Source organism: Nocardia barduliensis (assembly GCF_013315795.1).
GTDB lineage: Bacteria > Actinomycetota > Actinomycetes > Mycobacteriales > Mycobacteriaceae > Nocardia > Nocardia barduliensis.
Window position 1 is genome coordinate 111237 of record NZ_JABLTE010000006.1, and the last position, 24559, is coordinate 135795.

The 24559-nt window shown below is 67.2% G+C and carries 20 protein-coding genes; 8 read left to right on the top strand and 12 right to left on the bottom strand.

The window, feature by feature from the left end:
- Positions 1-117 precede the first annotated feature (117 nt).
- Positions 118-2880, top strand: a complete 2763-nt coding sequence (locus HOV91_RS04850) for a hypothetical protein (protein ID WP_174184210.1) — start codon at positions 118-120, stop codon at positions 2878-2880.
- Here the strand turns inward: HOV91_RS04850 and HOV91_RS04855 are convergent.
- Together HOV91_RS04855 and HOV91_RS04860 are read right to left on the bottom strand one after the other, a co-directional pair.
- Positions 2872-3399: a hypothetical protein gene (locus HOV91_RS04855; protein ID WP_174184211.1), complete on the bottom strand. Its 528-nt coding sequence runs from the start codon at positions 3397-3399 to the stop codon at positions 2872-2874. The genes HOV91_RS04850 and HOV91_RS04855 overlap by 9 nt on opposite strands.
- A 15-nt stretch (positions 3400-3414) precedes the next feature.
- The gene (locus HOV91_RS04860; RefSeq protein ID WP_312884470.1) at positions 3415-4614 is read right to left on the bottom strand and encodes a CHAT domain-containing protein; all 1200 of its coding nucleotides are present in this window, start codon (positions 4612-4614) and stop codon (positions 3415-3417) included.
- A gap of 379 nt (positions 4615-4993) precedes the next feature.
- On the opposite strand from HOV91_RS04860, the gene HOV91_RS04865 reads away from it, so the two are divergent.
- The 3 genes from HOV91_RS04865 (at position 4994) to HOV91_RS04875 (ending at position 8861) form a co-directional block, all read left to right on the top strand.
- The gene (locus tag HOV91_RS04865; RefSeq protein WP_174184213.1) at positions 4994-5962 is read left to right on the top strand and encodes a helix-turn-helix transcriptional regulator; all 969 of its coding nucleotides are present in this window, start codon (positions 4994-4996) and stop codon (positions 5960-5962) included.
- Positions 5963-6358: 396 nt separating this feature from the next.
- Complete coding sequence (locus HOV91_RS04870; RefSeq protein ID WP_174184214.1) at positions 6359-7600, top strand: MFS transporter; 1242 nt, start codon at positions 6359-6361, stop codon at positions 7598-7600.
- Positions 7590-8861 (top strand): ATP-grasp domain-containing protein, encoded by a 1272-nt coding sequence (locus HOV91_RS04875; protein ID WP_174184215.1) that lies wholly within the window; start codon positions 7590-7592, stop codon positions 8859-8861. Before HOV91_RS04870 ends, HOV91_RS04875 begins: the two co-directional genes overlap by 11 nt.
- 218 nt (positions 8862-9079) lie before the next feature.
- On the opposite strand, the gene HOV91_RS04880 is transcribed toward HOV91_RS04875, so the two are convergent.
- A complete protein-coding gene (locus tag HOV91_RS04880; RefSeq protein ID WP_174184216.1) occupies positions 9080-9382 on the bottom strand; it encodes a hypothetical protein in 303 nt (100 codons plus the stop codon).
- Positions 9383-10054: 672 nt separating this feature from the next.
- On the opposite strand from HOV91_RS04880, the gene HOV91_RS04885 reads away from it, so the two are divergent.
- Positions 10055-10924, top strand: coding sequence for a hypothetical protein (locus tag HOV91_RS04885; protein ID WP_174184217.1), 870 nt, complete (start codon positions 10055-10057; stop codon positions 10922-10924).
- Between the two features lie 6 nt (positions 10925-10930).
- Here the strand turns inward: HOV91_RS04885 and HOV91_RS04890 are convergent, their stop codons facing one another.
- Positions 10931-11443, bottom strand: coding sequence for a type VII secretion system-associated protein (locus tag HOV91_RS04890; protein ID WP_174184218.1), 513 nt, complete (start codon positions 11441-11443; stop codon positions 10931-10933).
- Positions 11444-11696: 253 nt separating this feature from the next.
- Between HOV91_RS04890 and HOV91_RS04895 the strand changes: the two genes are divergently transcribed.
- A complete protein-coding gene (locus HOV91_RS04895; RefSeq protein WP_174184219.1) occupies positions 11697-12800 on the top strand; it encodes a spore photoproduct lyase family protein in 1104 nt (367 codons plus the stop codon).
- Between the two features lie 108 nt (positions 12801-12908).
- On the opposite strand, the gene HOV91_RS04900 is transcribed toward HOV91_RS04895, so the two are convergent.
- The 8 genes from HOV91_RS04900 to HOV91_RS04935 form a co-directional block, all read right to left on the bottom strand.
- Complete coding sequence (locus HOV91_RS04900) at positions 12909-13898, bottom strand: LacI family DNA-binding transcriptional regulator (protein WP_174184246.1); 990 nt, start codon at positions 13896-13898, stop codon at positions 12909-12911.
- Positions 13899-13956: 58 nt separating this feature from the next.
- A complete protein-coding gene (locus HOV91_RS04905) occupies positions 13957-15207 on the bottom strand; it encodes an alpha-hydroxy acid oxidase (RefSeq protein WP_174184220.1) in 1251 nt (416 codons plus the stop codon).
- Complete coding sequence (locus HOV91_RS04910) at positions 15207-16658, bottom strand: rhamnulokinase (RefSeq protein ID WP_174184221.1); 1452 nt, start codon at positions 16656-16658, stop codon at positions 15207-15209. Before HOV91_RS04910 ends, HOV91_RS04905 begins: the two co-directional genes overlap by 1 nt.
- Entirely contained in the window at positions 16655-18691 is a 2037-nt protein-coding gene (locus HOV91_RS04915; protein ID WP_174184222.1) for a bifunctional aldolase/short-chain dehydrogenase, read from the bottom strand. The genes HOV91_RS04910 and HOV91_RS04915 overlap by 4 nt, the downstream gene beginning before the upstream one ends.
- 35 nt (positions 18692-18726) lie before the next feature.
- Positions 18727-19926, bottom strand: a complete 1200-nt coding sequence (gene rhaI, locus HOV91_RS04920; RefSeq protein WP_174184223.1) for an L-rhamnose isomerase — start codon at positions 19924-19926, stop codon at positions 18727-18729.
- A 1-nt stretch (position 19927) separates the two neighbouring features.
- Positions 19928-21286, bottom strand: coding sequence for an MFS transporter (locus tag HOV91_RS04925; RefSeq protein ID WP_246349831.1), 1359 nt, complete (start codon positions 21284-21286; stop codon positions 19928-19930).
- Positions 21287-21342: 56 nt separating this feature from the next.
- A complete protein-coding gene (locus HOV91_RS04930; protein WP_174184224.1) occupies positions 21343-21696 on the bottom strand; it encodes an L-rhamnose mutarotase in 354 nt (117 codons plus the stop codon).
- Between the two features lie 171 nt (positions 21697-21867).
- On the bottom strand, positions 21868-22899 hold the full coding sequence (locus HOV91_RS04935; RefSeq protein WP_312884469.1) for a DUF2293 domain-containing protein: 1032 nt from the start codon (positions 22897-22899) through the stop codon (positions 21868-21870).
- Between the two features lie 159 nt (positions 22900-23058).
- Here HOV91_RS04935 and HOV91_RS04940 point away from each other — a divergent pair, with 159 nt between their 5' ends.
- On the top strand, positions 23059-24156 hold the full coding sequence (locus tag HOV91_RS04940) for a YihY/virulence factor BrkB family protein (RefSeq protein WP_174184225.1): 1098 nt from the start codon (positions 23059-23061) through the stop codon (positions 24154-24156).
- A 141-nt stretch (positions 24157-24297) separates the two neighbouring features.
- On the top strand, positions 24298-24559 hold a 262-nt coding region (locus tag HOV91_RS04945), incomplete at its 3' end, for a zinc-ribbon domain-containing protein (RefSeq protein WP_217439524.1).

Here is a 24559-nt window from a genome sequence, read left to right on the forward strand (position 1 = left end):
CCTCGTCACGCTTGCCGCCACTTTCCGGCACAACGACCTGACGGATCGCCGGGCAGCGGTTATTCGAAGCAACGCGAAAAATGCGAAGGGACGCAATGCGTCTGGGATCGTAGTGTCATGGCTCTTTCGCCGTTCATCAACACCGGATTGCCCAGCACCGAGCGCATGTCGGTGGACGCGGAGTACACCATCGAGCGACTCGTGGTGTGGGCGGTGCTGGGGTGGGCCTTCGCGGCGGCGTATCAGGACGCTATGTCCACCGGTGGTAGGCGCGCCTGGATCCTCGCGGTGCTGATCGGTGTCACTTTGGGATGGTTGGGTAGCCTCAGCGCGGGAGTGGCTGGTGGCGGTGCGATGCTCGTGGCTGGAGCGGAAGCTTCGGCCGTAGCCACATGGTGTATTCCCCTGGTGGTCGCGTGGCTGGCGCGGTGGATGAACATCTACGGCCGCGCCTTGTTCCTGTACCGCAGCTATGACGAGCGCCGGTCCGGGATGCCCGGCGGGTTTCCGGCAGAGCCGAGCATCGGGCTGACGTCGGCCGCCGGGGTGGTCGGTGTCGTGGCGCTCACGCTCCCGCCCGGTCCGCCGCTGGGCACTTTTGTGCTCGCGGTCGGATGCGCGGCCATGTGGGTGTTCTTCTCAGGGTGGTTCTCCGTGCTCGGCTACCTCTCGTCTCCCACGATCGGCCGAGGGCGTGTGCGGCGGTTCGGGGGAATCATCGGGTGGCGCGCGCTGTTGGTCGCGGCTGCCGTACAGGTCGCTGCCTTGTTGCCAGAGGCGGTGTCGCCGCATGTCTCCGTACTCGCGATGTGCTGGGTGCATGTGTATTTCAGCGGCCGATTCCGTGCGCAATTGACCCGATATCGGCGGCACGAGGCCGATCTGTCGGCTATAGCGACGGTTCTGGTCGCGGGTCTGCTCGCAAGTGGGCCCGTTGGCCGCGGCATCACCGACTTCTTCGAGCGAGCATCGGCGATAGCTGTGGCGTCTGTGTTCGCGGTGTGTGTTGTCGCGGTCCTGATCTGGCTGCGTGCCGCGCATGTCTCCGGCATGCGGTACCGCGATCACGTCATTCCCGCGCGCTTTCGGCTGCGGGTCGTGTTCGCCAGTGGGTATCCGGTCGCGTGGTTTCTGCCGTGGCTGGTTGTCCTGGCGGCGGACCAGCGGCAACTGGATGGCACCGCCCTGCGCGCGGTTGCCGCTGTCGCCCTGCTGGCGGTCGCCTTCCGCGTCCAGTGCGGGCAGTCGCTGCTGCTGGCGATGTCGCGCTTCGACGCGGTCGTCTTCGGTCGGACACACGCACCATGGTGGGATGCGGGCCGCCGAGAGGCGGCATGGCGCCGGGACGCGGCCTCGCAGAACCCCCGGCTACATCTGGTCTTGTCCATGGGGCAAGAGTGCAGGCAGATCTCTCGGGGCCTTCCCACGCTTCCCGGCTTCCCGGCGACCAGGTCATTGCTCCGCGGTGAGCTGACCGCGGGACACGTGGGCATCGACTGGTCCGACCATGCCCTCTCGCTGCTGGCGTCGGCGGCCGAGGACCACCCCGGCATCGAGCGGCGGTGGCAGTATCAATTCGCGGCCGCTATCTGCCATCTTGCCGCAGCGGAGATGTTCGACGCTCTGGGCTATCACGAGAACGCCACCCTGGAATACGGTCAAGCTGCTGACGCATGCGCCGCAGGAGAGTTGGTGAATCTGGAGGCGTACTGCCGTATTCACGAAAGCGCGTCTCTCGTGGATCGGACGCCTCGGTGCGCAGAGCGGATGGAGCGGCTCGACCACGATCCGACTGTGGCGCCGATTCTTCGCAAAGAACTGGCCGCCGAACTCATTCGCGACGACCTCGAGGCTGGACGTCGGGACGAAGCCGCGCAGTCGCTCGCGTCACTGGCGCCGGTGGCGACTGCGCCGATATCGCGTGCACGGCGTCGCGACAACCACGAGATGGTCTATCAGTACAACGACCGTGTAGTTATCACGATCGATGTCGGGTATCGGCCGATCACTTTCGAATGGGACGAGCGCCGCAGCACACGGCTATTGTTCCGCGGCGACCTGTCCGCTCCCGAGGAGGACGCGTTCAGCCGGCTGCCACCGAGATATCTGCCCGACATCTTCAACGGTGCTGATCAATTCTTCTCTTTCACGCCTTTGATCCGCAGAGCATTCACCGCTCTGCGGCAGGATCGTATCGATGACGGTATCGCTACGTTGCAGCGGTGTGTAGCCCTGGCCGAGGCCGGGCAACTGCTGCCACTGGCAGCGGAGTTGTGGGTCGAGATCGCCGAGTTGGAACGAGATCGAGCACCGGAGTCGAGTGTCATCGCTCTGTACGAGGCGTGTGAGAATTGGGGACTGATTCGAAGCCGATACTCCGGTGTCGAGCAACGTATGGCCTTGGCTCGAGCGCTGGAGAAATTGCACGCCAATCTGATTCGCTCGGCCGCGCGGGTGGGCGCGATCGAGATCGCTGATTCCGGGATGGATGGCGCCGCCTTCGCTCTCGAGGCCATGGAGCGCACACGGAGCCGGTCGCTGGTCGACCAGCTCGGCACAGGTTTCCCCATGCCGCCGCACGATGCCTCATCATCCGCATCGCCAGGCGATGAGGCCGCGCAGGTCGATCTGGCGGAGGCTTTCCGGACCCACCTGCAAGCCGAGCGGAAGCTGGCGCGGTTGCGAGATGGTCTGCGCGAGTTCGACTTGTTCGATCCCCGCCGCCGTGCCGAAGCGCTGCGCGAGCTGCCCAAGGCTCAGCTCGACCTCGACGCGGCACGGGCGGCGCTGTTCACCTTCGGCGGCGCCGCGGCGGAGTACGTCGCGCTCCGTCGCGGCGACACGCTTCGCTTCGAGCAGGTCAAAGAACTCCTACGGTGAATCGCCCTCGGGTGAGGAAGCCTCGGGCTCGCCGGGAGAGCCCTGACGTTGGCCGCGTCCCAGGATCTTGATGACCTCGGTGACAATGGGTTTCAAAGTGGGACCACGTGACGGGTCGTAGGTAACCTTCCAGCTCTTGCCCCGCAAAGTGATCGTGGTGTTCGACACGATCTGCACCACCACCCAGCACGCCATCACGATGAGCGCCGTGGTCGGCTGGTCGGGCAGTGCGGCCGCCTCTTGCGTAGGCGGGTCGGCGAGCCAGTCGTCGATCACCGGCCGGGCCTGGGGTTGCGCCGACAGCAGCGTCAGCAGCTCACGTGCGGACGCGGCGGCTGTCTCGGTGTCCCATGAGCCGGAGGACGGAACGGTCTCGCCGAACTCCGCGGCCAGCGTGGTCAGTGCCGCGAGCTGGTCACTGGTGCGCTGCGGGATCGTGGGGTCGGCGAGCTCGCCGACGACCGCGGCCAGCACACGTATCGCCTGACGATCGGTCAGATCGTCTACACGGGTGGGCACTATCGGAACTCCTTCTCAGATCCAATCGCCTACGAGTACGAACGATGCCCAGTGATAGGGATGGTCGTACTCTCCTGAATCGCGCAGCCGGCACTGCGCATGCCACAGGGCCCGCCACTTGTCGGTTCCCGAGCCGAGCCACTCGGCGTAGAACATGTCCAGCAACGCCCTGGAACTACGCTTATTGACATTCCACAAACTTGCGAGCAGACATGGCGCCCCCGCGTACAAAAACGCACGTGCCAATCCGAACAGCTCGTCGGCCCCGCGTATCGCGGTTCGGCCGCTGGAACACGCACGTAACGTCACCAGGGCCGCGGCGTCGAGGTTCATTCCCAGAATGTCGTGTGCGCTGATGAACGCCCCCGCCGCTGCTGTGGCCGTGGAATCGAGGACCGGGCGTTTGCCTTCCGCGGCCACCAGCAGCCCGGAACCTTTCATCGGGTCCAGGGCATCGTCGAAGACGCCGTGAAACGCGAGATGGATCAGCTCGGCGCCGCGCATGCCCTCGATCACCGGGCGCCGGTTCGCTGCCGTGTCGCCGCTGGGACCGGACAGCTCCTCCGTTCGGATCCTGGCCCGCAGCAGATCACCGTCGGATTCCATATCCTCGGCGACCTCGTCTCGAGCGGCGGCCACTCCCGCCACGAACGCTCGCCGCGGCGGCCGTCGCTCGTACCGAGCAGGGTTCTTGCCCTGGCAGTACTTCAGCACAGTCGCGCTGGGCACCATGCATACCCCGAACCTGTCCGCGACCACCTCGTCATCGCCCCACGCCAACGCCGCGAACGGCAGCCCGTGCAGCGGACCGTGGGGGACCACGCACAACAGCTCGATACCCGTCAATCCTGTTCGTATCGGCGGCGGTAGCAGCGCTGATCCCAGTCGGCTCCAATATGTCATCGCATATCGGAACCGCGGGTTGGCGAGCTTCTTCTCCAAGATCTCCCCGGCGCGCTGGAAGGCGGTGACAGCCGGGGTGAGCCGCAACGCCGCCTCGTTGCGTTCGGCCGCGTCCTCGGTCGCGTCCCAGTCGGAGGGTAATCCGTGGAAGTCGATGATCAGGCGCCGTGCGCAGAGTGCGAGCGTCGCACGCGTAACAGCCCGGCCGTCGGGACCGGTCCCCGCGGAGGTGACGATCGGACGCGAGAGTCCCGGATGCACGAGCGCGATCTCCACCCCCTCGCCGTGCGTGAAGTACTCGATGAGCGCCACCGCAGTCAACGACCTGACCTCCCCCGTGGGCACAACACGCCAGCGCACAACCTTAACCCGGCATTATCGGCCCACGTAGCGAAAATGACCGGCAGGGTGCAGCTTTCGCTGATCGACCGGCATTCTCCGTCCGAGGCTTCGTTGAGCGCGCAGCACTTATACGCGTTGTCGATAGCTCACCTTGGCGGCGATAACGGCGGGGACCAGCCCAGGCGTCGAGCGCATCCGGCCGGACCGGTAGTCAGCCGGTTGCCCCGCTCACACCCGCCCGGCAGTGGCGACTCGGCAACGAATTTCACACCGGCGACCCGACCGACACGGCGATACGCTATGTCAGCAATCATTCGGCATGCGGTCGGTTCGAGCAGGAGCTACGGCGGTGGACAAGCCTCACCTGACGGTGGAGACCTCTACGACCCACAGTGTCGAATCGGGCGAACGCGCGGACTACTGGGCGGAACTCATCACCTCCTACCACCGGCGCATGGGATACGAATTTCCTGGCGGAAGCGACTTCGACGGGCGTACGAAGCTGTGTCGCACCGGCAAGTACCAGCTGGTGGGGTGGAAGTCCGACGGCGTGACCTACGTCCGGACGCCCAACCACGTACGCAGCGACAGCGACGAGGACTTCCGGCTCCTGCTCACCTTCACCGGTCGCACGGAACTCTGGGACGACGGCGGACGGGCACATCTGCCCAATCGCACCGGCTGTCTGCTGGCGCTCGATCGGCCGTTCGGGTTCCGGTACGGGCACGGCACGAGCGGTGTGCTGATGACGATCCCGCGACACGAGATCGAGCATCGCCTCGACCTCGAGAATTCCCTCCTCGCGCGACCGCTGGACTTGACCTCGGGGCTGGGCCGGGTAGTGACCGATATGCTCACCGGACTGCTCGAAGAGAGCGATGCGCTCGACGGATATCAGTTCGACTCCGCGTCCTCCCATATCGTGGATCTGCTCTGCATGCATGCCCGTGCCGGGCAGCCGAGCGGCGACCAGCTGGACAAATTGGACGCGGCGATTCGACATTACGTCCGATCGCACGCCACAGATCCCGACCTTTCCAGCGCCACCATCGCGCACTCGCTCGGCTGGTCGATCAGACAGATCCAGCTTGCTCTGCGCCGTTCCGGAACCACACCGCGCGAATTGATTCGAGAGGAACGACTGCAATCGGCACACAGGCGGTTGAGCGATCCCTCGTCTCGGCACCAGAGCATCGCCTCGATAGCCGGCGAACTGGGTTTCGGCTCGGCCAGCGCGTTCAGCACGGTATTCCGGCGGCGTTTCGGAGCAAGCCCTCGCGATGTTCGCCACTCGGTCCTGTCGGACCGTGACCGCTGACGGTGAGAACGGCGTCGAGCGGCACATCGTAGGAGCCGGTCACCGCGGGCCGATCCCGGCGAGATGCTGATCGGCCCAACTCGCGCGAAAGCTGGTACCGGCACGACCCGTCGGCTACGCGAGGTAGAGCCGGTACCCACGGCGGGCACCGTATCCGTCACACGGTCGAGGTGCCCGCGCAGCGTAACGACGGGACTCTGCGCGGGAGAGCAATATCTGTTCGCGGGGGAGCAACTGACGCCGGACGGAGAGGACTACCGTCCGCAGTGCCCACCAGATGGCGGCGTACCCATGGTGATCGCAAGGAGGATCAGGTGCGCGAAGCTATTGTCACCACCTTCGAGAAGGCCCGATGAATCGCGTTCGCGCAGTGCGCGTTCCCGTCGAGGTGAAGCGGTGCACGCTTTGACCATCGCGGAAATCGACAGACGAAAGCCGGTATCGTTCCCCGCCGAAGTATGGATCGTTTCGGTCACCACCGTTCTCAGTCGATCGGTGGGATTCCTCGCGCTCTACTCCACGGTGTTCTACAAATCGATCGGGCTGAGTCCGGCCGCCCTGTCGCTGGCTTTGTTCGCGGCCGGGTTCGCCGGCGTGCTCGGGTCGCTGGCCGGCGGGTGGTTCGCCAGCCGGTTCGGATCGGCCGACGTACTGATCGCCGGCTCACTTCTCAATGTTCCGCTGTTGTTTCTGCTCGGGCTGGTGTCGACGGAGCCCGTCTGGGCGATCGTCTCGGCATCCCTGAGCGTTGCGGTGACGCAGTCGTTCGCCGGGCCTGCGTCGGCTTTGGTCACCGGCTCCAGTTACCAGGGCGACACCGTGACCGTGGTGGCCTTTCACCGAATATTTCTCAGCAGTGGCGTCACGGTTGCTCCGATCGTGGTGGCGGTAGTCGGCGACCACAACTTCTCGACGCTGTTCATGTTGTCCTCGCTCGGATCGCTGCTGACTGCGGTGTTGCTGCTGAGTGAACGCACCCGGCTGAGGGCGGCGGACAACCGCGCGCAGACACGGGTGCGTGCAAGCGAATTCGATGCACATGTTGCGGCGGATGCCGCTTACGACACTTTCCGGGCGGCGCGAGTGTGGGCGGTTGTGGGGGTGTTCGGAACGGCCATGGCTCTCTACGCCCAGAGCATGAGCGGCACACCGCTCTCCCTCGACCGGATATCCGGCGGTGGGCAACTGTACGGCGTTCTGATAGCGGTGAATTCGATTTTCATCATTGCTTTCGAGTTGCCGCTCACTTTCGTGACGTCCAGAATTCGATGGAACTACGCGCTCGGGCTCGGAATATTCGTCACTGGGCTCGGACTCGCCATCTGCGGGCTCGGCACCAGCTGGACCGTCTGCATTGCCGGATTCGTCCTGTTCTCTCTCGGTGAGGCAATCTTCATTCCACAGGCGAGCGCAGCGATCGCAAGGCTCTCATCCCCGTCGGAAAACCCCAGATATCAGGGATACCTTTCGGCTGCCCAGTCGATCGGGTTCGCGGTCGGGCCGGGGATCGGCGCCTTCGGAGTCCTGCACGATCTCTCGCTGTACTGGGCCCTGGTCGTCCAGATCTCATTTGTCACGGGGGCGGTAGCGGTAGTAGCGGGGGTAAACAAGAACAGGAGTCCGGAGTATGTCCGATAAGTCGGTCTTGATCGTCGATCCAGTGAGTTCGGGAACGCTGTACCCGTCCCTGCTCGAAGAATATGGAATCGACACGATACTCCTGGATACCGACCAGGCGCTGGTCTCGGGGTTCCGCACCGCGCCCACCCCGGGAGCGTTGAACTTCGAAGCGGACTTCCGGTCGAGCTACCGTCTGCTTCTCCAGATGTGTCTGGAACGGTCGGTGAGATACGTGATCGCCGGGTCGGAGCCCGGAGTCGAGCTGTGCGATCGTTTGCGCACGGATCTTCCGGATTGCTTCGGCAACGATCCGACTGTGCCGACGCGGCGTTGGGACAAGCAGCGCATGTTCGAAGCATTGGCGGCCGCGGGCGTTCCGAGCCTGACGACATGGTCTGTCGAAGCGCACCGCAACGCCGTTCCACCCGAAGCGATCGCGGAATTGCACGGCGGCCGGAAGCTGGTGGTGAAACCGGCCCGGGGGGCCGCCTCCGTGGATGTTCGCTTGGTGGAGACTCCGGACCAATTGGCTGCCGCGGTATCCGCGGTCACCGGCAACGCCGGACTCTTCGGGGCAGGCTCGGCCGCGCTGATCCAAGAGATGTATCCCGCGCCCAGGGTCGAATACGCCGTGGATACCTTCTCCACTCCGGACGGGCACGAACTTCTCTGTGTCAGCGTGTACGACAAATGGGTGTCGGCTTCCGGCGACTTCGTCTACGAGCGGGGAAGGTGGCTCGAGGGCGATGACCCGGTGGTGGGCGAACTGACGGATTACGCGCGGCGCGTGCTCGACGCGCTGGGCGTGCGTATCGGTCCCGCGCACATGGAGATCATGTCGGGTGCGCTGGGTCCCCGCCTGATCGATTTCGGTGCACGAGCACACGGGATCGGCCACCCTCGGCAGACCTATCTGCTCACCGGGAACTCCCAGATCCATCGCGAATGCGAGTACATCGCGGAACTCTTCGGGATTCGCGCTCCGGCACCGGAACGAAATGCCGGTTACGTGCTGTCCCAGCGCGGCGCGCTCGTGCTCTTCAGCATTGATCACCGGGCTCGGTATCTGGGTGGGGCGGATGCCGAACTCGTGGGACTTCCCGGCGTGGTGGAGGTTCGGATAGCGGCCGAGCCGGGCAAGATATACCCGGCGACCAGGTCCATGATGGATTCGGTGGCGCTGGGACTCGCCTTCGTCGTCGGTGACGACGGGGACGAACTGGATTTCCGGTGCGCCGAAGTCCGTAAGCGAGTCCGAGACTTCTTCACGGCCGCCTGAGAGGCCAGGTGCGGATCACGTGGCCCGGATGGGCGAGATATGGGGCCGGCAAACGAAATTGCCAGTGTTCACCCGGCGTGGCTACTCCGGCACGTCGAGTGAACAGTTCGATCCTGGCAAATTCACTGCAATAGGGCGCTCGCTGCATGAAATCGCGGCGAGAAGGGCTCCGGCCATGCGGGGTGACACGGACGAAGCGGTGATCTATCGAGACCCGATCAGGCGGCGGGCTGGGGCTGGCTCAGGTCCCTCGCGCCGGTGATCGCATCGATGATGTTGACGATGGCGGAGGTGCCGCCGTCGAGAGCCGAGCTGCCGGAGTCGAGCATGGCGGAACCCGAGGACGAGCCGGCGGAGCCCGTGGACGAGCCACCGTCGGCAGAACCCGAGGCCAGGCCCGCGGAGCCGGTGGCGGCGGAGCCGGTGGCGGCCGATTCGGCGGATGCCACCGCGACCGGACCGAAGAACAGGGCTGCGGCGGAGACGGCGCCTGCGGCGGCGAGGGCCTTGCGAGAGAACATGGGCAGAGCTTCCTTTCACAGATGGATAACGACGCCGTCGTGGCGCACCAGCAACGTTAGGAAAAAGAAATCTTCGAAGCCACTTCTCTTCTTGTGTGAATAATCACCGTTAATAATGGGCTAACAAGATACTGTGTCGAGGTAACACAATTTGATCTTCACCTCGGATCGAATTCATGATCGAATTCTCTCGAGTTCGGCCGGTGCTGTCGCGTATCGGCTTGCGGTGGAATGGACTTGCCGCGAACCGCCGATCCTCGCATGGCATTGCCCGAGCCGTGGACGCGCTCGGGAGCCGCTGGCATGACGGTTGAACCGGGTACAGGTCGCCGCAAGAGACAGCGCGCCGCGCGCGACGTCGCCGCACTCGAGACCCGATGTCGTTCCGCGTCGACCGCGGCGACGGGAGGCGACCTCTACGCGCCGAGGCAGGCGTAGGCAACGCCTCGGCGACCGGGCTTGACCGAAGGATCCCCTCGGGGTACTGCGCGGGGCGACTCGAGGCGGCGTGCAGTCGCCCACCGGTCGGTCACCACCGGAAGTAGGTCTAGGGATTTCCCTACTTGTCTCCGGCCGCCCGCTATCGAAAGATGAGAATACTTCACATTCGAGAACCCCCGAGGTCGGTGCGCCGAGTCAGGCGCCGTATACCGCAGCCCGAAGGAATGTCTCATGAGGCTGGCCGCCCTGATGCGCGAAGCGGCGTGGCGATTGGAAAGAAGCCTTTCCGAGGCGGGGTCGGAGATTCGAGGAGAATTCAGAGAATTCGGCACCCGTATACGGCAGACAGTCGATGTCCTGGAGAATGCCGATATTCGCGGCGGCCGATTTCTCGATACTATTCCCCTCGTCGGTTCGGCATCGAATGGGGAGGTGGTGCGATTCCGGCCGAGCGACGTACTCAGCATCCCGTTGCGCGATAGACAGGGCCGCGTCATCGGCGTGGCTTTCCCTAGTCAACGGGGTGATATTCGGGCTGATCAGGCATGGGCGAGCGTCCCTGTCCGCGAAAGCGACGTGGCCTACCGCCGGGTGACGTTGGATGCCCGCGGCGCACCCGAGTGGGCACACCGCGCTCTCCCGCCGCCCTGGTTCGATCGCGGCGATATGCAGCGGAACCCCGTGTACGCGCATGCTCACGCCGGCCCCGATACCTTCGAAGTCAAGGTCCGTACCGGACTATTTTGCTGGCGGACCGTCGGCGTGGACGGGGCGACCTACGGGTATCTGATGGCCGCGGACCGGAATTTCAAGCGCGCCGTCAAACAGAACCCCACAGGACAGCTTGTCATGCTGTCCTGTAGCCCGGGTGCGGGCAGTGCCGGTCGAACGGCCGCCGAATTCGTCCATGCAGCGGGTATAGATTTCGACGTCCACGCGGCTAACCGCACAGTGGCGAGAGGTTATACCGAAAACCTACGTTCGGCCCTCGGCGTCGAAGTCGATACGAGAGACGGGGGCGGTACCGACGTCGGGGACTGGTCGACATATCCCGCACAGCGCCGGGGCAGGCCGTCCAGCAACGATAACGAAGCTCCGTGAGCGTGTTCATCCGCGCAATCGATCGGTGCGCAAGCGGAAGGGCGCGGAGCTCGCCGGGTTGAGCAGAATATCGACGCCGTCGGGTATCACTTCGGGTAAGCGGTCGCCCGAAATCGGCCACCACCGCGATACCGGCACATTCCGTTTCTGCGCTTCGGCCGTTGCCACGACAACACAGGGCACACCGTCCGGAGAGCTTCCGATCGCGGGACGGTTTTCTTCGTCACAACCGAGAGAGACAACCGAGCCCCGGACCATCGGTACGAGGTCATCCGCCACGTTTTCCGCCGACACGAGCAACCGCAGCGTCGCGTCGATGGGGTCGGTCGGCGCGGTCTCGTCGCCCGGCCGGTAGTGCGGGTTGGGCTCGAACGGGCCGACGGCTCCGTCGTCGAGTATCCGCCAGCCACCGACGATTGCATCCGCGGGCAGCTCAACCGTGGTCGATATTTCGAAAGTGGGGTCCAGCAAGACGAACCAGTCGTCCAGGCGGACGGCTTCTGGAGGCGGTTCCTTCATTGACTCACTCCTCGCACCAGCGGTTCGCCCTATTCGATCATGGCCCGCCCCGCCGATCTATCCGATGACGCCGCGCGGGCTCGGCAAACTCGACGCCGCATGCTCGAAGATGACGAAGCGACCGGGCTGGTTATCGCGGCCGCTACCGACGGGCTATCCGTGCCGGATCGACCCGGTCCGGGGGCGGTGGCGCTGCTCACAGCGGGTCGCCTGAGTGCGCCGAAGTGTCGGTGGGGTGGAGTAGGCAGAAGCTATGACTCGATCCGCCGCAGCTCAGAAACCATTTCAGCCAGCCGAGGGCCCCCGCCTGCTGGACGTCCGTCGCCTGTGGGCCGAACCGGAGGCGCTGGCGAGCCCGCGTGGGCAGCAGGTACGCGCCCGCTTCCCCGACGCCGAAATCATCACCGTCGCCTCCCACTGGAAGATCGACCAGTTGCACGGCAACGCGGGCAACGTCGACCGCTGGATCCGGGTGAAGACCGAAGACCTGGTGCTCGGGGTCAAGAAGTCGCTGACGGCCCGGGAGAACGGTCGCTCGGCGGACTGGATCGCACCCTCGACGTCCAACGGCTGCGCGATGGCCTGCGCCTACTGCTACGTCCCACGCCGCAAGGGCTACGCCAACCCGATCACGGTGTTCACGAACATCGACAAGATCGTCGGCTACCTCGAACGTCACGTGCGCAGGCAGGGGCCCAAGACCGTGCCCAACCAGTGCGACCCGCACGCGTGGGTCTACGACCTGGGTGAGAACAGCGACTGCTCGGTCGACGCCCTGGTCAGCGACAACGTCGCGGACCTGATCACCGCGTTCGGCGCGTGGCCGACCGCGAAAGCCTCGTTCGCCACCAAGTACGTCAACCGTGCTCTGCTCGACCTCGACCCGCGGGGGCGCACCCGCATCCGGTTCTCGCTCATGCCCGAGGCCGACTCCCGGCTGCTCGACCTGCGCACCACGCCGATCCAGCAGCGCATCGCCGCGATCGACGACTTCGTGGCAGCGGGCTACGAGGTGCACGTCAATTTCTCGCCGGTCGTCGTCCGCCCCGGGTGGGAGCAGGACTGGGCGGAGCTGCTGGAGCAGCTTTCGGACGGCACAGGCTCCGCCTTCAAGGCCCAGGCAGCCGCGGAGATCATCATGCTCACCCACAACGAGCAACTGCACGAGCTCAATCTCGGCTGGCACCCGAAATCCGAGGACCTGTTGTGGCAGCCGCCGATCCAGCAGGCCAAGCGCTCCCAGTCGGGCATGTGGAACGTGCGCTACCGCAACGACGTCAAGGCGGCCGGTGTCGCGACTTTGACCGATCTCATCGCTCAGCGGACGCCCTGGTTGAGGGTGCGCTACGCGTTCTGAGCCGCGGAGCTTCAGAGCCTTCTCCGCCGTAGAGTCGCCCGTCGCCGAACTTCGTTCGACGCAGCCCAGCCGACCCCCCTCGGCCATCACCTCGACCTGTCCGGGCGATCAACCGTTGGTGGAAGCGCGCTCGACCAGGCTGGGGCGGTAGCGGATGTGTTCCGGGTTCCCGCCTTCGCGGTCCGCCGCCGCGACCAGCAAATCGATGGCGGAGAAGCCGATCTCCGCCCGCGGCTGGCGGATCGAGGTGAGGGGGACGATGGCGGACTGGGCGAAATCGATGTCGTCGTAACCGACCAGCGCCACGTCCGCGGGCACGGCGACGCCGTGCAGGGTGAGAGCCTGCAGAACGCCGATGGCGAGCAGATCGTTGAGGCAGAAGACGGCATCGGGGCGCTCGCCTGCGGGCAGGTCGACGATGTGCTGACCTGCGTCACGGCCGGCCAGGACGGTGGGAGCCGGGGTATCGATCACGGTGAGGGTGACGCCGGGGTGCTCGGCGGCGGCGCGGCGCGCACCGGCGCGACGATCGGCGACCTGAGAGAGCGAGGCCGGGCCGCCGATGACGGCGATGTGGCGGCGACCGGTGGCGCACAGGTGCCGCACGGCCATGTCGCCGCCGGCGACATCGTCCACCGCCACCGAGGAGAACGGGGTGCCGTGTCCGTCGCGGTCGACCAGCACCACCGGGACGCCACGACTGTGCAGCGCGGTCAGCCGGTCCTCGCCCTGTCCCGACGGGGAGATCATCAGCCCGAAAACGCGCTGCTCGTCGAAAGTTTCGAGGTAGCGGCGCTCGCGGCGGGGATCGTCGTCGCTGGAGCCGAGCAGCACGACGAGATCGTGTTCGGCGGCGCGCTGCTGGGCGGCGCGGGCGACATCGGAGAAGAACGGGTTGCCGATGTCGAGCACCACGAGGCCGACGCAGCGGGAGCGGCCCGCCTTGAGCTGACGGGCCGCGTCGTTGCGGACGAAACCGAGGCGGTCGATGGCGGCGAGCACGCGTTCCACCGTGGCGGGGGCGACCTTGTCGGGTGCGTTGAGCACGTTGGAGACGGTGCCGACCGACACCGAGGCCGCGACGGCGACCTCCCGCATGCTCACCACCGTTACCCGCACCTCCTCGGTTCCCGCGCGGGCGCCTCGCCCGCAACGCTCACCCCTGATCTTGGCCAGGCACGGGGCGCGGGGCAAGTCTGGTCAGCTGGGTGACGTGCCGCGGCGTGAGCTCTTCCAGACAGGTGACGCCGAGCAGCCGCATGGTGCGTTCCACCTGCCCGGTCAGGATTTCCACCACCCGGTTCACCCCTGCCTCGCCACCGGCCATGAGGCCGTAGAGGTAGGCGCGGCCGATGAGGGTGAACCGGGCGCCGAGCGCGATCGAGGCCACGATGTCGGCGCCGGACATGATGCCGGTGTCCAGCACGATCTCGGTGTCACGGCCCAGTTCGGCCGCCACCTCGGGTAGCAGGTGGAACGGCACCGGCGCCCGATCGAGCTGCCGCCCACCGTGATTGGAGAGCACGATACCGTCCACGCCGACGTCTACCACCGCGCGGGCGTCTGCCAGGGTCTGAATGCCCTTGACCACCACCTTGCCCGGCCACTGGTCCCGGATCCAGGCCAGGTCCTCGAAGCCCACCGTGGGATCGAACATGGCGTCGAGCAGTTCGGCGACCGTGCCGGACCAGCGGTCCAGGGAAGCGAAGGCCAGCGGTTCGGTGGTGAGGAAGTCGATCCACCAGCGCGGCCGGGGCAGCGCGTCCAGCACCGTGGCCGGTGTGAGCGCGGGTGGGATGGACATGCCGTTGCGCGTGTCGCGCAACCGGGCGCCGGCCACTGGAACGTCCACGGTCACCAGCAGGGTATCGAACCCCGCGGCCGCGGCGCGCTCCACCAGCGCCATGGAGCGATCCCGGTCCTTCCACATGTAGAGCTGGAACCAGTTGCGCCCGTGCGGGTTCGCGGCGGCGACGTCCTCGATGGAGGCGGTTCCCATGGTGGACAGCGAGAACGGGATACCCGCGCGACCGGCCACCCGGGCGCCCGCGTACTCGCCCTCGGTCTGCATCATCCGCGTGAACCCGGTGGGCGCGATGCCGAAGGGCAGCGACACCGGCCCGCCGAGTACCTCCCAGCCGGTGCTGACCTCGGCGACATCGCGCAGGATCGCGGGGTGGAATTCGATGTCCCGGAACGCCTGCCGGGCCCGGTCCAGGGAGATCTCCGCCTCGGCGGCTCCGTCGGTGTAGTCGAACGCGGCGCGCGGAGTGCGGCGCTTGGCGATTCGGCGTAGGTCCTCGATGGTGAGCGCGGCGTTGAGGCGGCGCTCGGTCGCGTTCAGACTCGGCTTCCGGAATCGCAGCAGCGGCGCGAGATCGCGGGGCTTGGGTACTTGCCGTTTCATCAGCCTGCCTTCCTGGCGGTTTCGGTGCGCGGCAGGTACCGCTGCGGCGGGAACGCGGTGGCGACCTCGGTCCGCAGCGCGTCCACGTCACCGTGTAGCAGACCGTGTGTGCGGGCCTGCACCAATATGTTTCCGAGCGAGGTCGCCTCTACGGGGCCGGCCAGCACCGGTATGCAGGCATGGTCGGCCAGCAACCGGCACAGCAACCGGTTTCGCGCGCCGCCACCGACGAGGTGAATGGTGCGCACGGGAACGCCGCTGAGTTCGGCGGCGGTGCGCACGCAGGCGGCGAAGGCGGCGGCGAGGCTTTCCACGATGGCGCGCACCATGGGGACCGGGCCGTCCGGCACCGGCAGGTCGCGTGCGGTGTACCAGTCCGCGATGCGGCCGGGGATGTCACCGGGGGCGAGGAACACCGGATCGTCCACGTCGAACGTCGCGACCGGAGCGGGTGCTTCGGCCGCTGCGGCGAGCAGCTGTGCCAGGTCGGCGGTGGCGTCCTCGCGCTGCCAGTGCCGCACGGACTCGGTGAGCAGCCACAGCCCCATCACATTGCGCAGGAAACGGGTACGCCCGTCCAGGGCGGCCTCATTGGTGAAGTTGGCGGCCCGGCTCGCCGGACTGATCAGCGGCGTGGGTATTTCCACGCCCGCCAGCGCCCAGGTGCCGCAAGAGATATAGGCGGCGGACTCCGGCGCCATCGGCACCGCGGCGACCGCGGACGCGGTGTCGTGTGAGGCAACGGTGCTCAGGGTGAGCTTGTCGCCCAGTCCGAACCCGGACGCGATGCTGGGCAGCAGCGGTCCCAGTGTGGTGCCGGGATCGGCCAGGGCCGGGAAGAGGTCGGGGAGTCCGAGCCGGGCCCGCAGGTCGGCGTCCCAGCTGCCGTCGACGCCGAGCAGTCCGGTGGTAGAGGCGTTGGTCCGCTCGGTGACCCGGGTTCCGGTGAACCAGAAGCCCAGCAGATCCGGGATCAGCAGGGCGGAGTCGGCGGCGTCGAGAGTGCCCGCCAGCCGTTCGGCGGCCAGCTGGTACACGGTGGTGAAGGGGAGGAATTGCAGGCCGTTGCGGTCGTAGAGATCCGCTCGGGCGACGGTGGCGTGCACGGCGGTGACGCCCTCGGCGGTGCGGTCGTCGCGGTAGTGGTAGGGCAGGCCGAGCATCCTGCCGTTTCGGAGCAGGCCGTAGTCGACCGCCCACGAGTCGATGCCGGCGCCGAGGAGGTCCGGCGCCAGCCGGGCCGCCGCTGCCAGCCCGCGCCCGACCTGCCGGTAGAGCCCGGGCAGATCCCAATGCAGCGCCTCGCGGGTGCCGTTCCACAGCGGCAGCGGGTCGTTGGCGAACCGGGCGACCTGCCGCATGGTGATCCGGCCGGGGCCGACCCTGGCCAGCATCACTCGTCCGCTGGTGGCGCCGAGGTCGACGGCGGCCACCGCGCCGGTGCCGGTCATCGCAGGAACGCCGCGGCGACCCCGGCGTCGACCGGCACGTGCAGGCCGGTGGTGTGCGAGAAGTCCGCGCTGCACAGCGCGAAAGCGGCATTGGCGATGTGCTCGGGCAGCACCTCTCGCTTGAGCAGCGTGCGCTGAGCGTAGAAGCGGCCCAGATCCGCCTCCTCCACCCCGTACACCGCGGCCCGCTGCGCGCCCCAGCCGCCGGCGAAGATGCCGGAACCGCGCACCACCCCGTCCGGGTTGATGCCGTTGACCTTCACACCGTGCTCGCCGAGTTCAGCGGCCAGCAGCCGCACCTGGTGCGCCTGGTCCGCCTTCGCCGCCGAGTACGCGATGTTGTTCGGGCCGGCGAAGACCGAGTTCTTGGACGAGATGTAGAGGATGTCGCCGCCCATCCGCTGATCGATCAGCGCGCGGGCGGCGGCCTTGGACACCAGGAACGAGCCCTTGGCCATGACGTCGTGCTGCAGGTCCCAGTCGGCTGCGGTGGTCTCCAGCAACGACTTCGACAGCGAGAGCCCGGCGTTGTTGACCACCAGGTCCAGGCCGCCGAACGCGAGCACCGCCGCGTCCACGGCGGCCTGGACCTGCCCCTCATCGGTGACGTCGGCGCTGATGCCGACCGCCACGTCGGCCGAGCCGATCTCGGCCGCGACCTCGATGGCCTTCGCGCCGTCCCGGTCGGCGACCACCACGCAGGCGCCCTCGGCGGCGAGCCGGTGCGCGATGGCCTTGCCGATGCCGGACGCCGCGCCGGTGACCAAGGCGATCCGGGTGGCCAGCGGCTTGGGCTTCGGCCTGCGGGCCAGCTTGGCCTCCTCCAGCGCCCAGTACTCGATCCGGAACTTCTCCGCCTCGTCGATCGGCTGGTACCGGGACACCGATTCGGCGCCACGCATGACATTGACGGCGTTGAGGTAGAACTCGCCCGCCACCCGCGCGGTCTGCTTGTCCGCGCCGTAACTGAACATGCCGACACCCGGGATCAACACGATGGCCGGGTCGGCGCCACGCATGGCCGGAGAGTCCGGGGTGGCGTGCCGCGCGTAGTAGGCGCGGTACTCCGCCCGGTACGCCTCGTGCAGTTCGGTGAGCCGCTGCTTGCACTGGTCGACCGGAGCGTCGGCGGGCAGGTCCAATACCAGCGGCGCGACCTTGGTGCGCAGGAAATGATCCGGGCAGCTGGTGCCGAGCGCCGCCAGGCGCGGATGCTCGGCACGGGAGAGGAATTCGAGCACCGGCGCGGTGTCGGTGAAGTGCCCGACCTGGCGCCGGTCGGTGGAGGCGAGCCCGCGCAGGAAGGGTGCCAGCGCGGCCGCCTTGGCCCGCCGCCGCGCCGCGGGCAGAGCTTCGTAACCCGGCAGCACGGCTCCGAACGGTTCAGGTTTGCCGTTGGCTTCCAGGAAGCGTTCGATGGTCTCGATGATCTCCCGGGAATGCGCCTCGGCGTCGTCCGAGGTGTCGCCCCAGGCGGTGATGCCGTGCCCGCCGAGGATGGTGCCGATCGCCTGCGGGTTGCCCCTGCGGATCTCGGCGATGTCGAGGCCCAGTTGGAACCCTGGCCGCCGCCACGGCACCCAGACCACCCGGTCGCCGAAGATTTTCCGGGTCAGCTCCGGGCCGTCCACGGCGGTGGCCAGCGCGATCCCGGAGTCCGGATGCAGATGGTCGACATGCGCGGCCTCCACGAGGCCGTGCATTGCGGTGTCGATGGAAGGCGCCGCGCCGCCGCGGCCGTGCAGTGTGTAGTCGAACGCGGCGACCATCTCGTCCTCCCGGTCGACACCGGGGTAGACGCCGACGAGGGCGCGCAGCCGGTCCAGCCGCAGCACGGCCAAGCCCTGCTCGGTGAGCGTACCGAGATCGCCGCCCGAACCCTTGACCCACAGCAGCTCGACGGGTTCGCCGGTCACCGGATCGGTGTCGGTGCCCTTGGCCGAGGTGTTGCCACCGGCGTAGTTGGTGTTCTTCGGGTCGGCGCCGAGCCGGTTGGACCGGGCGATGAGTTCCGCGACCGTGGGATGGGTCATGACTGGTGATTCCTCGTTTCGAGTGGTCGGCATGATCAGGCGCCCCAGGAGGCGGCACCGCCGCTCGCGCGCTCGGCGGCGAGTCGCTGCTGCCGGCCGGAGCGGGCGTAGGCGGCCATCGGGTCTTCGGGCAGGCCCCGGGCGGCGCGCCACTGTGCCAGCCGCGGCCGGACGTCGGTGTAGAAGGCGTCCATGAAGACGGCGTTGGCGGTGAGCACGTCACCGGACTCCTGGGCGGCGGCGAGCGCGTCGAGGTCCACCAGCGCGGCGCGGGTCGTCATCTCCTGCACGTTGAGCACCGAGCGGATCTGGCCGGGAATCTTGTCCTCGATGTTGTGGCACTGGTCGAGCATCAGCGCGACCCCGGACTCCGCGGCGAGGCCGCCGCCGCGCAGCACCTCGAACAGGATGCGGAACAGCTGGAACGGGTCGGCCGCGCCGACGATCAGGTCGTCGTCGGCGTAGAAGCGGGAGTTGAAGTCGAACGACCCCAGCTTCCGCAGCCGCAGCAACTGCGCCACGATGAACTCGATATTGGTGCCGGGCGCGTGGTGCCCGGTGTCCAAGCACACCACCGCTCGTTCCCCGAGCGCGCTGACCTGGGCGTAGGCGGTGCCCCAGTCGGGCACGTCGGTCATGTACATGGCCGGTTCGAAGAACTTGTACTCCAGTACCAGCCGCTTGTCCGCGCCGACGTGCTGATAGATGGCGGCCAGCGATTCGGCCAGCCGGTCCTGGCGGCCCCGGATGTCGCCCTGGCCCGGATAGTTGGTGCCGTCGGCGAGCCAGATCTTCAGGTCCCGCGAGCCGATCGATTCCAGGATCTCCAGGCAGGTCAGGTGATGGTCGATCGCCTTCTGGCGGATCCGCTTGTCGGTGTGGGTCAGGCTGCCGAACTTGTAGTCGTCGTCCTGGAAGGTGTTGGAGTTGACTGTGCCCAGCCGGACTCCGAGGTCTTCGGCGTAGCGGCCGAGTTCGCGGTAGTCCGGGACGGTGTCCCACGGAATGTGCAGGGCGACGCTGGGGGCCAGGCCGGTGAGCCGGTGCACCGTGGCCGCGTCGGCGATCTTCTCCTCGACGGTGCGGGCCGTACCAGGGGTGCCGAACACCTTGAACCGGGTGCCGGAATTGCCGAATGCCCAGGACGGCAGCTCGATGGCGAGGGACTCCAGGATGGCTTCGACGGACACGGGGGATGCACCTTTCGGGGACGGGGAAGTAACCGGTGCCGCCATTTCAGTGCCCTCCCACGGGAGCGCCCTCGGCCCTGCCTTCGGGCTCGCTGATGACGGCACGCCCGCGCGTCTTGTCGACCGGACTCCCGTAGCGTTCGACCTCGATCTCGTGCAGGGTCTTGCCCTGCGTCCGCGGCGCGAACACCGCGCCGAACGCGAGCGCGACGGTGAGCAGGGCGATCAGCAGCAGGCCGACGGCGGTGAGCCCGGTGGCGGCGAGCATGGTCGGGAAGAAGTAGCTGAGCAGCCCGGTCGCCGAGCGGACCACGAAGAACATGAAGCCCTGGGCGCTGGCCCGGTAGGGGGTGGCGAAGAGTTCGCTGGTCCACAGACTGTAGAAGGCTTGCGCGCCGATACCGCTGGAGACGCCCCACAGCACCGCGAACAGCAGCAGGGTCGGCATGCCCGCGTCGGTGAAGAACACCAGCACGCACCAGGCCAGCACGCCCAGCGCCGCGCCGATCACGTACAGCAGTCGCTGCGAGACCCGGTCGGCGTAGGCCATGAAACCGAAGTACGTGGCGGCGACGGTGCAACCCCACACCAGCACCTGCAACAGGTTCTGCTGCACCGCGCTGTGCACGCCCGCGCTGTCGTAGACCCGCGGCATGAAGATGCCCGCCTGCCCGGCAACGGTGTTCCAGAAGCCGTAGATACCCATCAGCACGAACAGGGCGGTGATGTTGATCCGGCGCGAGAAGAGCCCGCCAAGCCCTTGCCCCCCGGTGCTGGACCGCACGGACGTGCCTGCATTGGACCCCGCCTCGTCCTGCCAGATCTTGGATTCCGTCAAGCCCTGCCGGATCCACCAGACGACGGCCGCCACCACGAACAGGTGCAGGAAGATCAGCCGCGAGCCGAGCAGTTCCAGCGGCGCCAGCGCCGCGGCCAGCGCGAAACCGACCAGCGGCCCGACCGACCAGGCCAGCTGCGCGGTGCCGACGTGGCGAGCCCGCTCGGTGGTCGGCGCCTGCTCGGCGATGTAGGTCCAGGACGCGGGCACGCCGGCGCCGACCGCGATGCCGGTGATCACGAAAGCGGCCAGCAACATCGCGAAGTTCACCGCGAACGCCGCGAGCAGCACGCCCGCCATGTATACGAGCAGGTCGTAGGTGTAGATCGCCTTGCGGCCGTAGCGGTCGCACAGCGGCCCGCCGATGCCTGCGCCGATCGCCGCGCCGAACGCGTTGGCGCTGAGCGCGGCCAGCAGGCCGACGGCGAAGTTGCTGATGCCGAACGCGTCCTGCCAGAAGGTCAGGCTGGTGGCGATGGCGATGATGGAGCCCGCCTCGATGTAGTTGGACATCGCGACGGAAATCGTCGCTTTCCACCCGGTCGTGGTTCGTGCGCCTACCTTCATGGTCTTCCTCGGGGTCTAGCAGGGGTGTCGGAGCGGAGCCGGGGCGAGCCGTGGGCTCAGTCGAGGTGGAAATACTCGGTGAGGCGGTGCACGGACTCGTCCGGCCGCGCGCCCGGCTGAACCCGGGAGAACGGGGACGCCTGGAAATACTGCGCCATGCTCGACTGCCAGCGCGCATTGACCTCGGTCGCGGCCATCGCCGCCTGGGCCGCGGCGAAGTCGGCGGTCTCCAGGTAGCCCACCACGAGGCCGTCCTCGGGACGCAGGAAGAGCGAATAGTTCGTCCACCCCGCTCCCCGCAACGCGTCCAGCATGTCGGGCCATACCGTGGCGTGCGCGGCGAGATAGTCATCGATCCGGTCCGGGCGCAGGGCCAGCAGGAAGCAGACGCGTTCGGTGGTGTCGGGCATTCGGTTCCGCCTCATCGTTGAAACGTTTCAATTTGTGAGTGCAGTCACCGTACGCCCCGATGAGTGATTCGGTCAACAGGGGTGCGCCGCCTACCCGGGCAACGCCGAGACCCGGCAGGTGAACCCATCGGCAGGTTCGGGCGCGGCGCACACTGCGACTCAGGCGGCGTCTCAGCCGCGCCAGGTCTCGAGGACGTGGTCGACGGTGGGGCGGATTCGGGCCCTGGCTTCCGAGCGGGAAACGCCGGTCATGAGGAGTTCGTCGTAGTCGGTGTCGCGGTGGCGGATAGAGGCTATGACGGCGAGGGTGAGCGCTTCGGGGGAGAGGAGTTTGGCCGCGGCGGTGCGGCCGACGCGGCCGCTGCCGCGCGCGGCGGCGTGTTCGGCGATCTCCGTGGCGCGGTCGCCGGGGCAGCCGGGGAACAGCCTGCGGATCTCCTCGGACATGCGGGCGCAATATTCGACGTCTTGGGCGTCGCGTCGGACGCGGTCGCGCTCCCGGCGGCGGGCACGGGCCTCGTCGTCGGCCAGGCATTGCTGTTCGGCGCGGACCAGGGCGGCCTCCTCGACGAGGATGCCGAGCCGTTCGTAGCGCTTGCGTCGCCGGTTGAAGCGGACCACGACGGCGGCGAGGGTGCTCTCCTTCTTGGCGCGCCGGCTCAGCGCCGCGTTCCCGGCGGGCAGGAACTCCAGATGGTCCAGGTCCGCACAGGTCGGGCACAGCGGTCCGGCCGTGGAGGTGATCAGGTACGGGCCGGTTTCGGCGCATTCGGCGCACGTCCACGGCTCCGCGGCCTCGACCACCGTCAGATCCGGCGCCCGGTTCTGGCGTTCGACGACCTGTTCGCGCCGCGCCGGGCTGAGTTCCGCCGAGAGCCAGTGCACCCGGAACATCTCGTCTTCGCCGTCGTCCACGAACCGCAGCGTCTCGCGATCGCGTCCGCCCGACAGATACGCCGCTGTGCTCGCGGTGAGTCCCTGCTCGCGGGCCCACTCGCCCAGCAGTTCCGCCGCATCGCGCATCCGCCGCCCGTCCACCGCGGTGACCTGCTCCAGTGACCGCACCTGCCCCTGCCGCCAGCGCTCGACCTGACCGGATCGCACCCATCCCAGAACGGCGAATACATCGACCGCCGACACGTATTCGCGTTGGGCCAGAGCGGCTTCCGCAGCCTCGACCACTCGCCGCCGCAGCTTGGACACGGGTTCGAACCCTAGCGCACGCCGCGGGTGAACTCGGCGATCGCCCGGCGACGGATGCGGCAGGGTGTTTCAGCACGGTTGCTTCGGGCACCACTCGTTCAGCGCGGGAGTATCGGCACCCGCGTGATCGAGAGACGTGTTTGAGCGAGGCGAACCGATATGGCTACAGATCGCGGCAGATCCAACCGGCACGAGGACGAGGCTGTCGACTCGGCGAGTACCCGAGACGATCTCGAGGTGCGAGGTCGCGCGACCGATACGGGAGCCCGGCCCGATCTCGACCCCAACGAGCCGAGCAGCCCGGCCGAATTGTCGAAACCGTCGTTGCTCGCGGTGGTCAAACGCGCGGGGGCGGAATTCCAGCGCGACAACTTGACCGACCTGGCGGCCGCACTCACCTATTACGCGGTGTTGGCGATCGTACCGGGCCTCATCGTCCTGGTTTCGCTGCTCGGGCTGTTGGGGCCGAACGCTGCCGAGGAACTCGTGAACCAGGCTCAGCAGATCGCGCCGGGCTCGAGCGCCGATTTCGTGCGCACGCTCATCACCCAGGCGCAGGCCAACAAGCAGGGGGCGGGCCTGGGCGCGATTCTCGGTCTCGCTGTCGCGTTGTGGTCGGCGTCGGGTTATGTCGCGGCGTTCATGCGGGCCTCGAACGTCGTCTACGGCATCGGGGAGGGGCGACCGATCTGGAAGACCACGCCCATTCGGCTCGGTGTCACCCTCGTCGCGGTGATCCTCCTGGTGATCAGCGCCGCCATCGTGGTGGCCAGCGGGCCGGTCGCCCGTCAGATCGGCGACTTCCTCGGTCTCGGGAACACCACGGTGACGATCTGGAACATCGCCAAATGGCCGGTGCTGTTCGTCCTGCTGTCGGTCCTGCTCGCCATCCTGTTCTGGGCCAGCCCGAACGCCAGACAAGGCGGGGTGAAATGGATCAGCCCCGGCGGAGTCGTCGCGGTCCTGGTCTGGCTGATCGTGTCGGTGTTGTTCGCTGTCTACATCGCCAACTTCTCGTCCTACGACAAGACCTACGGGTCGCTGGCGGGCGTGGTGATCTTCCTCGTGTGGCTGTGGCTGACCAATATCGCGTTGTTGTTGGGGGCTGAGATCAACGCCGAACTCGATCACGGCAAGGCCATCGCCCAGGGATTGCCAGAGGACGTGCAGCCCTTCGCCGAACCGCGGGACACCCGCAAGCTCGACGCGGCGGAGAAGGAAGCGGTTCAGGCCGCGAAGTCCGCTCGGCGCGAGTGACGAGAGTCCCGGAAAGGTCGCCGATCGTTAACTAGAGCTCCCGCCTTGTCGATCTACTACTGTGACCGACATCAGATTCTCGAGCTTTGGGGGTTCTACATGCTGATCTGGGGCTGGCAGAGACGTGTTCACACACTCGCCATGATCACCTTGATCTGCGGCCGCTGCGGCAATCCCGCCGCGCACGCGCTGCGCAAACTCGTCACCAAGTTCACGCTCTTCTTCATCCCGCTCTTCCCACTCAGCACCAAGCACTATTCGGAATGCACCTGGTGCGGCGCCTCGTCACCGTTGGCCGCACCGCAGATTCCTGGCCTGCTCGCCCGCGGCAACGCCGCGAACATGGGCCCTGCCCAGCAGCCGGCCGCAGGCAGTCCCCCTGCGCAGTGGCCCGCCCCCCACC

What these genes read in the sequence shown, in the direction of transcription:
- HOV91_RS04850 (WP_174184210.1), top strand. Translation starts at nt 118, where the DNA reads ATGGCTCTTTCGCCGTTCATCAACACCGGATTGCCCAGCACCGAGCGC.
- HOV91_RS04875 (WP_174184215.1), top strand. Translation starts at nt 7,590, where the DNA reads ATGTCCGATAAGTCGGTCTTGATCGTCGATCCAGTGAGTTCGGGAACG.
- HOV91_RS04880 (WP_174184216.1), bottom strand. Translation starts at nt 9,382, where the DNA reads ATGTTCTCTCGCAAGGCCCTCGCCGCCGCAGGCGCCGTCTCCGCCGCA.
- HOV91_RS04885 (WP_174184217.1), top strand. Translation starts at nt 10,055, where the DNA reads ATGAGGCTGGCCGCCCTGATGCGCGAAGCGGCGTGGCGATTGGAAAGA.
- HOV91_RS04890 (WP_174184218.1), bottom strand. Translation starts at nt 11,443, where the DNA reads ATGAAGGAACCGCCTCCAGAAGCCGTCCGCCTGGACGACTGGTTCGTC.
- HOV91_RS04895 (WP_174184219.1), top strand. Translation starts at nt 11,697, where the DNA reads ATGACTCGATCCGCCGCAGCTCAGAAACCATTTCAGCCAGCCGAGGGC.
- HOV91_RS04900 (WP_174184246.1), bottom strand. Translation starts at nt 13,898, where the DNA reads ATGCGGGAGGTCGCCGTCGCGGCCTCGGTGTCGGTCGGCACCGTCTCC.
- HOV91_RS04905 (WP_174184220.1), bottom strand. Translation starts at nt 15,207, where the DNA reads ATGAAACGGCAAGTACCCAAGCCCCGCGATCTCGCGCCGCTGCTGCGA.
- HOV91_RS04910 (WP_174184221.1), bottom strand. Translation starts at nt 16,658, where the DNA reads ATGACCGGCACCGGCGCGGTGGCCGCCGTCGACCTCGGCGCCACCAGC.
- HOV91_RS04915 (WP_174184222.1), bottom strand. Translation starts at nt 18,691, where the DNA reads ATGACCCATCCCACGGTCGCGGAACTCATCGCCCGGTCCAACCGGCTC.
- rhaI (WP_174184223.1), bottom strand. Translation starts at nt 19,926, where the DNA reads ATGGCGGCACCGGTTACTTCCCCGTCCCCGAAAGGTGCATCCCCCGTG.
- HOV91_RS04925 (WP_246349831.1), bottom strand. Translation starts at nt 21,286, where the DNA reads ATGAAGGTAGGCGCACGAACCACGACCGGGTGGAAAGCGACGATTTCC.
- HOV91_RS04930 (WP_174184224.1), bottom strand. Translation starts at nt 21,696, where the DNA reads ATGCCCGACACCACCGAACGCGTCTGCTTCCTGCTGGCCCTGCGCCCG.
- HOV91_RS04940 (WP_174184225.1), top strand. Translation starts at nt 23,059, where the DNA reads ATGGCTACAGATCGCGGCAGATCCAACCGGCACGAGGACGAGGCTGTC.